Source organism: Actinomadura rudentiformis (genome assembly GCF_008923185.1).
Taxonomy (GTDB): domain Bacteria; phylum Actinomycetota; class Actinomycetes; order Streptosporangiales; family Streptosporangiaceae; genus Spirillospora; species Spirillospora rudentiformis.
The window spans coordinates 189258-200995 of record NZ_WBMT01000016.1; the positions used below are offsets into that span (position 1 = coordinate 189258).

13 protein-coding genes are annotated in these 11738 nt (G+C 70.0%); 8 read left to right on the top strand and 5 right to left on the bottom strand.

What is annotated here, in order from left to right; all coding sequences use genetic code 11:
- Nucleotides 1–24 precede the first annotated feature (24 nt).
- Genes F8566_RS31260 through F8566_RS31280 form a run of 5 tightly spaced genes read left to right on the top strand, consistent with a single transcriptional unit; the run spans nt 25 to nt 4190 of the window.
- Entirely contained in the window at nt 25–2145 is a 2121-nt protein-coding gene (locus F8566_RS31260; protein WP_151565440.1) for a PQQ-dependent sugar dehydrogenase, read from the top strand.
- Complete coding sequence (locus tag F8566_RS31265; protein WP_151565441.1) at nt 2142–3074, top strand: LamG-like jellyroll fold domain-containing protein; 933 nt, start codon at nt 2142–2144, stop codon at nt 3072–3074. Before F8566_RS31260 ends, F8566_RS31265 begins: the two co-directional genes overlap by 4 nt.
- A 51-nt stretch (nt 3075–3125) precedes the next feature.
- A complete protein-coding gene (locus F8566_RS31270; RefSeq protein ID WP_151565442.1) occupies nt 3126–3512 on the top strand; it encodes a DUF6325 family protein in 387 nt (128 codons plus the stop codon).
- Nucleotides 3509–3745: a hypothetical protein gene (locus F8566_RS31275; RefSeq protein WP_151565443.1), complete on the top strand. Its 237-nt coding sequence runs from the start codon at nt 3509–3511 to the stop codon at nt 3743–3745. The genes F8566_RS31270 and F8566_RS31275 overlap by 4 nt, the downstream gene beginning before the upstream one ends.
- Nucleotides 3717–4190: a macro domain-containing protein gene (locus F8566_RS31280; RefSeq protein ID WP_151565444.1), complete on the top strand. Its 474-nt coding sequence runs from the start codon at nt 3717–3719 to the stop codon at nt 4188–4190. Before F8566_RS31275 ends, F8566_RS31280 begins: the two co-directional genes overlap by 29 nt.
- A gap of 12 nt (nt 4191–4202) precedes the next feature.
- Here F8566_RS31280 and F8566_RS31285 read toward each other — a convergent pair whose 3' ends face one another.
- Nucleotides 4203–4532: an SbtR family transcriptional regulator gene (locus F8566_RS31285; protein ID WP_151565445.1), complete on the bottom strand. Its 330-nt coding sequence runs from the start codon at nt 4530–4532 to the stop codon at nt 4203–4205.
- A 1-nt stretch (nt 4533) separates the two neighbouring features.
- Nucleotides 4534–5097 (bottom strand): hypothetical protein, encoded by a 564-nt coding sequence (locus F8566_RS31290; RefSeq protein WP_151565446.1) that lies wholly within the window; start codon nt 5095–5097, stop codon nt 4534–4536.
- A 143-nt stretch (nt 5098–5240) separates the two neighbouring features.
- On the opposite strand from F8566_RS31290, the gene F8566_RS31295 reads away from it, so the two are divergent.
- The 3 genes from F8566_RS31295 (at nt 5241) to F8566_RS31305 (ending at nt 8678) form a co-directional block, all read left to right on the top strand.
- Nucleotides 5241–6416 (top strand): hypothetical protein, encoded by a 1176-nt coding sequence (locus tag F8566_RS31295; RefSeq protein WP_225993685.1) that lies wholly within the window; start codon nt 5241–5243, stop codon nt 6414–6416.
- Between the two features lie 107 nt (nt 6417–6523).
- Entirely contained in the window at nt 6524–7909 is a 1386-nt protein-coding gene (locus F8566_RS31300; protein ID WP_225993686.1) for a VWA domain-containing protein, read from the top strand.
- Nucleotides 7896–8678, top strand: coding sequence for a hypothetical protein (locus F8566_RS31305; RefSeq protein WP_151565448.1), 783 nt, complete (start codon nt 7896–7898; stop codon nt 8676–8678). The genes F8566_RS31300 and F8566_RS31305 overlap by 14 nt, the downstream gene beginning before the upstream one ends.
- Nucleotides 8679–8680: 2 nt before the next feature.
- On the opposite strand, the gene F8566_RS31310 is transcribed toward F8566_RS31305, so the two are convergent.
- The 3 genes from F8566_RS31310 to F8566_RS31320 form a co-directional block, all read right to left on the bottom strand.
- Nucleotides 8681–9622 carry an MBL fold metallo-hydrolase gene (locus tag F8566_RS31310; RefSeq protein WP_151565449.1) on the bottom strand — a complete coding sequence of 314 codons (942 nt, stop codon included), beginning with the start codon at nt 9620–9622 and terminating at the stop codon, nt 8681–8683.
- Nucleotides 9623–9687: 65 nt separating this feature from the next.
- Complete coding sequence (locus F8566_RS31315; protein WP_151565450.1) at nt 9688–10821, bottom strand: winged helix DNA-binding domain-containing protein; 1134 nt, start codon at nt 10819–10821, stop codon at nt 9688–9690.
- Between the two features lie 21 nt (nt 10822–10842).
- Nucleotides 10843–11721, bottom strand: a complete 879-nt coding sequence (locus F8566_RS31320; RefSeq protein WP_151565451.1) for an alpha/beta fold hydrolase — start codon at nt 11719–11721, stop codon at nt 10843–10845.
- Nucleotides 11722–11738 lie beyond the last annotated feature (17 nt).

Here is an 11738-nt window from a genome sequence, read left to right on the forward strand (position 1 = left end):
CACTCCGACCAGAGGACGGATGGGATGCGCAGGACAAGATGGTTCCATCTAGCGATCGCCGTGGCCGTCGCCGCCTCACTGCAGGTGGCGCCGGCGTACGCGAACTCCACGCAGGCACGTTCGGCACCTCCGGGCGAGCCGATCCTCGACCCGATACCGGAGGAGCCGATCACCTCCGGGCTCGGGCTGACCGTCGAAGAGTTCGCCCAGTTCCCCAAATCGGACCCGACCCCTCCGCCCACCGACCAGCGGCTCATGCGGGTGGCGCGGATCAACCATCTCGGTGAGATCCCCGATGGTTCGCGGCGGAAGTACGTGCCGGATCTGAACGGCAAGATGTATCTCGTCGAGGACGGCAAGGCGCCCACGGTCTATCTCGACGTCGGCGCCGCGTTCGCCCCGGCGTTCTTCTCGGGCAAGGGCATGGGCCAGGGATTCGGCTTCGTCACGTTCGACCCGGGCTTCAGGACGAACGGCCGCTTCTACACCGTGCACACCGAGCTGGCCTCGGCCGCGACCAGGCAGCCGGACTTCACCCCCCAGCCGAACACGACCTATCACGGCATCGTCACCGAATGGACGGCCGAGAACCCGGCCGCCGACACGTTCAGGGGAACGCGGCGCGAGGTCCTCAGGATCGGGTTCGCCGGGCAGATCCACGGCATCCAGCAGATCGACTTCAACCCGACGGCGCGGGCGGGCAGCACGGAGGCCCGCGTGCTGTACGTGGCCGTCGGCGACGGCGGCATAGGCGCGCGCACGACCGTCCCGCAGGATCTCTCGGTCCCGCACGGCAAGATCCTCCGCATCGACCCGCGCGGCAACGACAGTGCCAACGGGCAGTACGGCATCCCGAAGGACAACCCCTTCGCCGGCAGGGCCGGCGTGCTCGGCGAGATCTACTCGTACGGCATGCGCGACCCGCACCGCTTCAGCTGGGACCCGGGCGGACGGCACCGCATGTTCCTCGGGCACATCGGCGAGCACGCCATCGAGGCGATCTACGACGTGCGCCCCGGCGCCAACCTCGGCTGGAGCGAGCGCGAGGGGAGCTGGGTCTTCGACCGCGCCGCCACCAACCCCTGCCACCGGCTCTACCCGCTGCCGGCCGACGACGCCAAGAACGGCTACACCTACCCGGTCGCCATGTACGACCACAACCCGCCGCCCACCTGGAACTGCACCTCCGACGTCGGCCGTGCGGTTGCGGGCGGCTTCGTCTACCGCGGCAACAAGATCCCGGCGCTGCGCGGCAAGTACGTCTTCGACGACCTCGTCGACGGCCGGATCTTCTACACCGAGGAACGCGACATGCGGCTCGGCGCCAAGCCCGCCCCGCTGCACCAGCTCATGATCTACGACGGCGCGACCGGCCGCCGCGTCACCATGCCCGACCTGTCCGGCCCCGGCTCGATCGGCGACCCCAAGCGCCCCGACCTGCGGATCGGCCGCGACGGCTCCGGCGAGCTCTACCTGATCGCCAAGTCCAACGGGAAGATCTGGAAGGTCACCGGGACGCGGACCTTCGCGGGTTGCCAGGTCGGCCGCACTCCCGTCCGGCATGTCATGGCCGCCAGGAACTGGGCACCGGTCACCCCTGCGAAGTGGCAGTTCCCCGGCAAGGAAGCGGTCCTCGCCGAAGCGGGCGCCGCACGCCCAGGACCTCGCCGCCCGTTCGAGTACGCGGTGCTGACGGCCGGTCCGGTCTGGGGATCGTTCCAGCTGGAGGCGGAGGTACGGCTGGACACCCCGGTCTCGGTCTCCAACCGGGACGTGATCCTCGTCTACGGGTACCGCTCCGACCTGGAGTTCTCGTACGCCCACCTCTCGTCGGACAACAAGATCTATCCGCATAACGGGATCTTCACGGTGAACAACGCCGACCGGCTGCGGCTGGACGACCAGTGGGACCCGGTGCGCTCGGTCGGCGCGGCACCCGCGGTCAGCGACGAGCGCTGGCACAGGGTCCGGCTCCGGCACTGCGCCGGCACGGGCGAGACCGCCGTCTACCTTGACGGCGCGAAGAAGCCGCTGATGACCGCAGTGGACGCCACGTTCCCGGCGGGCCGCGTCGGCTTCGGCTCGTTCGACAACATCGGCCGTATCCGCGACCTCAAGGTCACCGGAACGCGGGTGGGCCGATGAGGACCGACAGGACGGCGGCGGCCCTGGTGGCCGTCGCACTGGGTGGGTCGCTCGTGGTGGCCGCTGCAACCCCTGCGGCGGCCCACCCTGACACACTCCGGCGGCACTTGATCGCCTCGTACGACTTCGACCACCCCGTCCCGGGGAACCCGTCCCGCGAGCGGGACCGGGGCCGGTCGAGGACGCCCATCGACCTGGTGAACGGCGGCGCCGCCATGCGCGTGCGCGACCGCGCGTACCGCGGCAGCCGGAACGCCCTCCAGCTCGGCCAGGTCAACCCCACCACCTCGGGCAACGACGACTGGAAGGCAGGCATCTTCGGCTCGCCCGGAGTGCCCAGCCTCCGCGCGTTCAACGGGGTGAAACAGATCTCGATCACGGGCTGGTTCAAGATGACCGGCCAGAACCCGAGCCCCAATTCCAACAGCGCCGACCCGAACGACTTCTACAACGCCGTGGGCCTCGCCGGCGTGCTCAGTGGCACCTCCTCGGGCCACGACGTACGGGCGCTCCTGGAGGTCATCAACGTCGCGGGCGAGCTCCGCGTGGTCGCCCTCGGCCGCCGCGTGGACGGCGCGTCCTCCCAGACGTTCGCCGCGAACCAGCCGTGGCAGCAGGTCCTGCCCCCGAACACCTGGGTCGCGCTGGCCGCCACGTTCGACTTCGACACCGGCACGATGAAGCTCTACAAGAACGGACGCCCCCTCGACGGCTTCTACGTCCTGCCCGGGGATCCGTGGGCCGTCGAAGGCCCGCCCGAACCCGACCTAGCCTCCGCCACCGACCCCCGAGGCATCAAGATCGGCGGCAGCTTCCCGCAGAACGACCGCGAGGGCAATCCCTGCAACTGCCGCATGGACGGCCTGAAGTTCTATGACCGCGCCCTGACCGACCGGGAGGTCTACCTGCAGTACCGCTTGACCCGCTGATTCCCCACGCCTTGCCTTTCGCGGGTACATGATCCGTGTGAGGTGGAGCGCATGACCTGGGGACCCTTGGAATTCCTCGTGCTGTCCTTCCCGGGCCCCGCGCCCGGGAAGGGCGCCGTGAGCGCCCTGACGCCCCTGCGCGCAGGCGGCGTCGAGGTCGTCGACACCCTCCTGGTGACCAAGGCTCCGGACGGCACGGTGCAGACGACCGAGCTGGCCGACCTCCCCGAGTTCCACGACCTCACCTCCGAACACGACCTGATCGCGGTCGAGGACGCCGAGGAGGTCGCCGCGGGCCTCGACCCCGGCACCTGCGCGCTCGCCGTGCTGGTCGAGCACTCCTGGGCGAAGGAGGCCGCCGCCACCATCAAACGCGCAGGCGGCCGCCTCGCCGCCTCCATCCGCATCCCCGCCGACCACATTCCGGAGAAGACATGAGACGCCGCGGAACGCCACTCCTGCGAGGCGCCCTCATCAACCGCACGGTCAACGCGCCCCTCCAGACGTCGGTCCGCACGGCCTCGGTCACCGACCAGCTCCTCCACCTGTGCCAGTTGCTGCACCAAGGCCTGCTGACCCAAGAGGAGTACGCCGCCGTCAAAGCCGAGCTCCTCGTCGGACCCGAACGCTATGGTCCGTTCTGTGACGGAGATCCGATATCTGCAAGGTGACGCGACGTCACCGCAGGCCAAGGGCGTCAAGGTCATCGCGCACGTGTGCAACGACCTGGGCGGCTGGGGCAAGGGCTTCGTTCTGGCGATCTCACGCCGCTGGCCCGAACCAGAGGCGGCCTACCGCGCGTGGCATCGTGACCGGGCACGCAACGACTTCGGCCTTGGCAGCATCCAGCTCGTCCAGGTGACCCCGTACGTCTGGGTCGCCAACATGGTGGCCCAGCGAGGCGTCAAGCCCAGCCGCAAGGGCCCGCCGGTCCGCTACGAGGCGCTGGACAAGTGCCTGGCCGCCCTGGCGCCCGAGGTCACGTCCCTCAAGGCCTCCGTCCACATGCCCCGCATAGGCTGCGGCCTGGCCGGCGGCAAATGGGAACGCGTAGAGCCCCTGATCGAATCCAACCTGACCGCCCACGACATAGCCGTCACCGTCTACGACACCTGAGGTTGTGCAGGGTCAGGACGCTCCTCGGCGGAGGAAGCGCAGGAGGCGGCGGGTCTGGTCGGGGTCGGTGCTGGCCAGGGCTATTCCGTTCGCCATGGTGAGGAGGTCCGTGGCCGTGAGGTCCGCGCGGACGACACCGGATCTTTGGGCGCGGGTCAGGAGGGCGGAGGCGGTCGCGTGCACGGACTCGTGCCGGTCTTCGAAGAGCGGGGCGTCGGCGGCCAGGGTGCGTTGAGTGGTGATGTACGAGCGCAGCCAGGCGAAGAGCGCGTCGGCGGGCGAGCGGGCTTCGAGGAGGGCCTCGCCTTCGTCGCAGAGCGCGGCCACCGGGTCCGCTCGCATGTCAGCTGGGTCTTGACCAGGGGAGGACATGGTCCCTGTCCAGGAGGTCGGGGCGTTCGAGACGGTCGAGCATCACGTGGACGGCCTGGCGCGCGTCGCGGGTCCATGTGAAGCAGTGCTGGGCGGAGGTGCACTCGGTGGCCGCGCGGCGGCGGGCGGCTTCGACGATCTCCGGGGCGTCTCTGGCCATGTCCTCGATGTCCCACGTGGTGAGCTGTAGGTCGGTGAGGCCGGGAGGGTTGGCGAGTCTTTTGCGGAGCCACTCCCAGGGGGACTCTTCGATGTAGTGGCGTTCGCTGGGCTCCGGGCCGGTGAAGTACGGGTGGAAGTGCGCGGCCGCGAAGTTGCCGGGTGGTCCGTCGAGACGGTCGAAGAGGTCGGCGCGCCAGAGCGGCTGGTCGACGAGGACCTTCTGGGCCGCCGACTCGGTGCCGCGCGGTTCCTGCGGGACGAGGCGGCGGAGCTCCAGGCGCGCGCCGTGTTCAAGGTGGCTGTCGGTCAGATCGATCTCGAACCAATGCCGGACGAGGATCGCCACCTCGTCGTAGACGAACGCGTGTTGCACTGTATCGCCCCTTTCCCTTTGCGACCTTACGTCGTTCAGGAACCGGATGGCGGGATGGGGCCTCTAATGATCGGTGACCGGATATGCATGGATTCGTGTCATATGCGGTCGGTAGCTTGAGTGGGCGACCACTGGGAGGCACCGTGGAACCGACGCTGAACGTCTTGCGCCGGCCGGTTCCATATTTTCTGAAGCGGCGGTTCCTGGTGAGGTTCGCCGCCTTCGCGATGGTGCCGCTGGTGGGGCTGGGCGTGCTCGGCTCGCAGGAGAAACTGCTTCTGCCGCTGGAACGTGTGCTGGTGGTCAAGGGCAAGCTGGCGTCCAAGGCCGACTACTTCGATGACGCCGAGGTCCAGCGGCTCCTGATGCGGCGCGGGATCCGGGTGCAGATCACCAGGTCCTCGTCGAGGGAGGTCGCGGTCAACTCGCTCGGCGGGTACGACTTCGCCTTTCCTTCGGGGCAGCCGGCGGCGCGGCTCATCCTGGACCAGCGGAACGCGCGGGGCCTGCGCGCCAAGCAGTACCGGCCGTTCGTCAGCCCGATCGTGCTGGCGACGTTCCGGGAGTACGCGGAGACGCTGCGGGGCGAGGGTGTCGCCCGGTACCAGGAGAAGGCGGGGCCGCTCTATTACGACCTGGACATGAAGGGGTTCCTGGGGCTGATCAAGAGTGGGAAGCGCTGGAACGATCTGGGCATCAGGCAGCACGGGATGTCGAACGGCAACCTCGTGCTGGCGCAGACCCCGGACCTGTGCGCGGCGAACTCAGCCGCCACTTATATGGGACTCATCGCATTCGTCGAGAACGGCAACAAGGCGGTTGGGAGTGCAGGCGAGGCCGTCGCCCTGGCCAGGAGGATCAAGCCTTTCCTGACCGAGCAGGGGCTTCCGACCTCGGAGATCTTCAAAACGTACGCGGCACCCGAGGGGCGGCAGATCGCACCGATCATCGTGGTGTACGAGCACCAGTTCCTGGCGTACCAGCTCCACCGTTCGGACAGCCAGCGGGTGCTCCTGTATCCCCAGCCGGGCTTCTTCCCGCTTCCGGAGCTCATCTCGTTCAACGACAAGGGCGACCGGCTCGGCGAGCTCATCGTCAGCGACCCGCAGCTGCGCCGGCGGGCCGTGGAGCTGGGCTACCGGCTCCTCGACAACCCGGGCGCGCCGCCCGGCAAGCAGCTCGGCGCGTTCCTGCATGAACGGCGGGTCCCGTCGCCCGCCATGACGGCGCCCGACCTCACCAGGACCGTGCTTCCCAGCGTGGCGGACCTCGAGAGGATGCTCGTCGAGGTCGGCTGCTCCGAGAGCAAGCCCTCGTGAAGGCGCGGGCGGCTCTGGCCACGTGTCTGCTGCTCGCGGGCTGCAGTTTGGGGGACGGCTCGGCCCCGACCGAGTTGGACGTTCTGGCCGGGTCCGAGCTCGCTGACATGGCGCCGCTGCTTAGCGAGCTCGAACGTGACACGGGCGTCAAGCTGCGCATGGACTACAGCGACGACACGCTGGAGCCCGGCCGCTATCACCATGACCTCGCCTGGTTGCCGTCCGACCGCTACTTCCGGCTCAAGATGAAGGCGGGGGCGCGACGGGAACCGCCGCTCAGCACCACGACGATGCTCTCGCCCGTGGTCATCGGGGTGAAGCCGGAGGCCGCGGCGAAGCTGCGGAGGGATCCCTCATGGGCCGACATCGCCGATGCCGCAGGGCAGGGACGGCTCCGCTTCGCGATGGCGGACCCGCGGACCAACGGGAGCGGCCTCGGCGCCCTGGTCGGCGTGGCGACCGCGGCGCGGGGCGGTGCGCTGCGGCCGGAGGACGTCACCTGCGATCGGCTCCGCGGCTTCTTCACCGGCCACACCCGCGCCGCCCGGAGCTCGCCGAAGCTCATCGAGGAGTACGTGGCGAACCAGGACCAGACCGAGGGCCTCATCGCCCACGAGTCGACCTTGCTGTCACTCAACGCCACGGGACGGCTCAGGCAGCCGTTGCAGATCGTCTATCCGCGGGACGGCATGGTGATGTCGGACTACCCGATGCTGCTCCTGGATCCCGCCAAGCGCGCCGCGTACGACAAGGTGGCCGGCTGGCTCAAGAGCGACACCGCCCAGCGGAAGATCATGCAGCGGACGCTGCGGCGGCCGCTCGGCCCGGACGTGGCGCGCGACCCGCGGTTGCGTGCCTCGGTCGGCAACGCCCTGTTCTTCCCCGACCAGAGGAAGGTGATCGACACCCTGCTGGCCGGCTACGACGACCCGGCTGAGCGCAAGCCGGACCGGGTGGTGTTCCTCCTCGACTTCTCCCGTTCCATGGCGGGTGCCCGCATCGACGCGGTGAAGTCGGCCTTCGCCGGTCTCGGCGGCGCGGACGGCTCGTCGGTGGGCCGCTTCGTGCGCTTCCACAAGTCCGAGGAGGTCACGGTCATCCGCTTCGGCGGCCGGGTGCTGGGCAAGAAGACGTTCACAGCCGGAGCTCCCGGTGCGATGGACGGTCTGCGCGACTTCGTCGCCGGCGACGACTTCGACGGCAGCACCGCGATCTGGTCGGCCCTCGACAGTGCGTACGACCTGGCCGGGGACACCTCCCGGCGGACCTCGATCGTGCTCATGACCGACGGCCAGAACAACGCCGGCATCACCCTCGACGACTTCCTGCGCCATCGGCGGCCGCGCACCGTCCCCACGTTCGCCGTCGGTTTCGGCGCGGCGGACCGCGCCGGTCTCCGCCGGGCGGCCACCGCCACCGGCGGCCGGTTCGTCGACGGCGACACACGCCCGTCCCTGCTCGAAGCACTCAAGGAGATCCGTGGGTGTCACTGACAGCCTGTGGCGGAGCATCCATCTGCCCTGGATGCTCGTATGGCTCGCCACGTTCACGTCGCTCGCGGGCCTGGTGGCCTACGCGGCCGTGGCCTACCGCCGGCAACGCCGGTCACGGTCCGCGCAGAGCCAGGGCCTGATCGACATCTGTATCTACCTCAACGCCCGCTCGGTGATGGGCGTCTACCGGACCAGCCAGGCCCGCCCGGCCCTGGTCCGCCAGGTCGTCGAGCGGACGACGAACAGCAGGTCGCGCGAGGCCTGGGGAACGATCTACGGCCTGGGCGGGGGTGGCGGCAAGGAGGTGAGCGACGAGCGGCTCCTCAGCTACATCGAGGAGACGGAGCCGATCAGTGTCATCTCCGAGGTCATCAGCCTCCTGGAAGAGCGGGACGGCGTCATCTACGCCGATCTCACCGACGGCACGATCCTGCCCGGCCCCGCCGTGACCAAGGTGCTCGGCGGCTATCGTTCCGACACCGCCCGATCCCTCCGTCTCAGCGATCTGCGCGGGCACTACGTCAGCGTGACGGGTCTCTTCCATCTGTCCGAGCCGACCGGCGACAAGGTGACGTTCCTGGCCCCGTACGGAGTCACCTCGCCGGACGGCACACCCTCCCCGCACGTCAAGATCACCTGCTCGGCGAGCGGGATGCAGGACCAGGACGAACGTGTCGAACGCTTCCACGCCCGCTGCCTCGGCAAGGTGAACGGCTGGGACCCCGAGACCCGCGTCCTCGACATCCACCCGGTGGCGATGTTCCGCTGAGGTCAGGCGCGGCAGGTCAGGGGTCGCCCGCCGTTGAACGTGATCATGTCGTCCAGGGCGGCGACCAGGTCGATCTGTGCGCCCGGCCCGGCGCCGTCGAGCTCGGCGTAGGCGCGGTGGAGGTTGCCGACGATCCGTTCGGAGTCGCTGAGCTCGGCGTACGGCCCGAGGTCGGTCTCGCGTGCGAGCTCCAGCGGTGACAGCCCCGCGGCCTTGCCCTTCTCGGCTGTGGCGAGCACGAACCGCGCGTAGCCGGCGCAACGTTCGATCAGCTCAGGCCCTCCGACCGGGCCGTGGCCGGGCACGATCGTCTCCGCGCCGAGCGGGGCGATCACCTCGTCGAGCACCTTGATCGCGCCCTGCACCGATCCCTGCATCAGGAACGGCGTGCCCCCGTTGAAGAGCAGGTCGCCGGAGAAGAGCACGCGCCGGTCGGGGACCCACACGATCGAGTCGTTGGTCGTGTGCGCCGGCCCGCCCACGTGCCGGACCTCGCACCGCAGGTCGTCGACCCACACCGTGACGCCCTCGGTGTAGGTGAGGAACGCGGGCTCGATCTCCACGTCGCCCCATTCGACCTTGGTCCAGTACGGCTCGTCGAACGGGCGACCCCACGCGATCGCGCCCTCGCGCGTGCCCTCGTGGGCGACGATGGTCGCGCCCTCGAAGAGATAGTTGCCGAACGTGTGGTCGCCGTGGTGGTGCGTGTTGACCAGCGTCCGCACGGGCTGCGACGTCACCGAGCCGATCGCGTCGAGGTACGCCCGCGTCCGGCGTTCGGTGGAGCACGCGTCCACGCTGACCACGCCCCGCGAGCCGGCCAGGAACCCGGTGTTGTTGATCCACCAGGTGCCGTCCGGCTGGATGTAGCCGAAGACGCCGTCGCTGACCTCCTCGAGGCGAGGCGGTGCCGGGGTGGAGATGTCGTGCGCGGTGCTGCTCATGGCGAGAAGTCCTCTAACTGCCCGAGATGTCCTGTGCTCGCCAACCTAGACCAGCGCCGGAGGCTTCACACCCGCTCGTGCACGACCCGGACGGCCTTCATCGCGCGGACCTGTGCGATGGCCTCCGCTTCGCGTTCGGCCTCGGCGCGCTCGGCCCTCGTGAGGTCGCGGAACGTGGCGATCGTGAGGGTGAGCCTGGTGCCGTCGGCGCGCGGCCGCCAGATCCCGGCGACCTCACCCCGGGCGAGCACCGCGCCCGGCGATCCGGCGGGCTTCCATAACAGCGAGCGGTGTGCCCGTTCAGGCACGAGCAGCTGCTTGTCCCACGCGCGCAGGAGGACGTCGCTCGGCGGCAGCAGGCGGACGTGCTCGGGTGCCGGCGCCGTCCGGAGGGCCTCGGCGTCCGCTTCCAGGATCCACGCCTTGCGGCCGTCGACCTTGAGCGGCACGAGCTCGTGGGCGATCTGGTCCCACAGCGTGCGGACCGGGCCGGGGCGCGACCCGATCCAGTCGGCCAGGCCGGCCGGGGCGGTCGGGCCCAGGCGCCGGACGAAGCGCCGCACGAGCTCGCGCCGCGCCTCGTCCGGGTCGGCGTCGGGCACCGCTTCGCCGAGCGGCCGGAAGACGACCCCCTTGGTGCCGGGCTCGATGACGAGGCCCGCGCGGACCGCAGCCAGCCGGAAGAGGAGGTCGTGAACGTGGTGGACGCCGCACCCTCCGCACCACGGCGCCAGCACCCGCGGCAGGTGCTTGGTCACCGCTCCCGAAAGGTCCCCCTTCGACGTCGGCCCGGTCACGATCTCCCGCATGTGCCCGGCGATGAGGTCGATGGCGTCGTCGGGCTCCATGCTCGCGGCTTCGAGCTCCTGCCCGTACGCGAGCAGCCTGCCCATCGCGTCGGCGTGGTCGGCGGGACGGAGCCCGGCCGCGAGGAGCCCCAGGTCCTCCTTCCGGTGCAGATGCGCCGCGCCCCGCACCGACCAGAGGCAGACCACCGGTCCGTCCGGCCACAGCGCCGCCCGCAACCGGCCCGGATCGTCTACGCCGGTCCGGACCCGCAAGCCAAGGAGCGCGGATCCGGGCGGGGTGTCCTGCAGCCCGATCTCCAGCGCGCCGACCGACTCCGGCGCCGATTTCCGGGCATCGAGGTCATGCCGCAGAACGCGGTAGGCGAGCACCTGAGACCGGTCGACGTCCATGCCCGTGGTCTACCCGATCGCTCAGCGGGCGAGCAAGGACCGCAGCGCCTTGACCACTTGGGCGGGGGCCTCCTCGGCCATGAAGTGGCCGCAGCTCACCGTGACGTGCTCCAAGTCCGGGGCCCAGGCCCGCCAGCGTGCGGCGGCGTCGAAGCCGAGCGCGGCGCCCCAGTCCTGCTGGAGGACCGTGACCGGCATGCGCAGCCGGTTGCCGGCCTGGCGGTCGGCCTCGTCGTGCTCGACGTCGGCGAACGCGGAGGCCCGGTAATCGGCGACGATGGACGGGACCGCCTCCCGGGAGGCCTTCAGGTAGGCGGCGCGCACGTCGGCCGGGATCGCCTCCGGATCTCTGGTCCACAGGTCCAGGAAGTGGCCGAAGAACGCGTCCGGGCTCGCCCCGATCAGTTGCTCCGGCAGGCCGGGCGGCTGGGCCATCAGATACAGGTGGAAGCCGACCGCGGCCGATGTTCCCCGCAGCACGTCCCACATGTCGAGGGTGGGCAGCACGTCGAGCGACGCGAGGTGGCTGATCGCCTCGGGATGATCGAGCCCGGCGCGGATGGCGACCAGCGCGCCCCGGTCGTGCCCGGCCAGCGCGAACCGGTCGTGCCCGAGCGCGCGGGCGAGCGCGACGATGTCGGCCGCCATGGTGCGCTTGGAGTAGGTCTGGCCGTCGGCCTCGGCGGGCTTGTCGCTGTCGCCGTAGCCGCGCAGGTCAGGACAGATGACGGTGTGGTCGGTGGCCAGATCGGCGGCGACGTGCCGCCACATCAGATGCGTCTGTGGGAAGCCGTGCAGCAGCACGACCGGGCTGCCCGAGCCGCCGACGGCGGCGTTGAGCGCCACGCCGTCGGCCACGGGCACGCGCCGGTAGTCGAATCCGCTGATTTCGGTTGCCATGTCGAATCTCCAATCGA

Coding starts and splice junctions, on each gene's coding strand:
- F8566_RS31285 (WP_151565445.1), bottom strand. CDS start 4,532: ATGCGAGCGGACCCGGTGGCCGCGCTCTGCGACGAAGGCGAGGCCCTC.
- F8566_RS31320 (WP_151565451.1), bottom strand. CDS start 11,721: ATGGCAACCGAAATCAGCGGATTCGACTACCGGCGCGTGCCCGTGGCC.
- F8566_RS31265 (WP_151565441.1), top strand. CDS start 2,142: ATGAGGACCGACAGGACGGCGGCGGCCCTGGTGGCCGTCGCACTGGGT.
- F8566_RS31260 (WP_151565440.1), top strand. CDS start 25: ATGCGCAGGACAAGATGGTTCCATCTAGCGATCGCCGTGGCCGTCGCC.
- F8566_RS31310 (WP_151565449.1), bottom strand. CDS start 9,622: ATGAGCAGCACCGCGCACGACATCTCCACCCCGGCACCGCCTCGCCTC.
- F8566_RS31275 (WP_151565443.1), top strand. CDS start 3,509: ATGAGACGCCGCGGAACGCCACTCCTGCGAGGCGCCCTCATCAACCGC.
- F8566_RS31300 (WP_225993686.1), top strand. CDS start 6,524: ATGGCGCCGCTGCTTAGCGAGCTCGAACGTGACACGGGCGTCAAGCTG.
- F8566_RS31270 (WP_151565442.1), top strand. CDS start 3,126: ATGACCTGGGGACCCTTGGAATTCCTCGTGCTGTCCTTCCCGGGCCCC.
- F8566_RS31315 (WP_151565450.1), bottom strand. CDS start 10,821: ATGGACGTCGACCGGTCTCAGGTGCTCGCCTACCGCGTTCTGCGGCAT.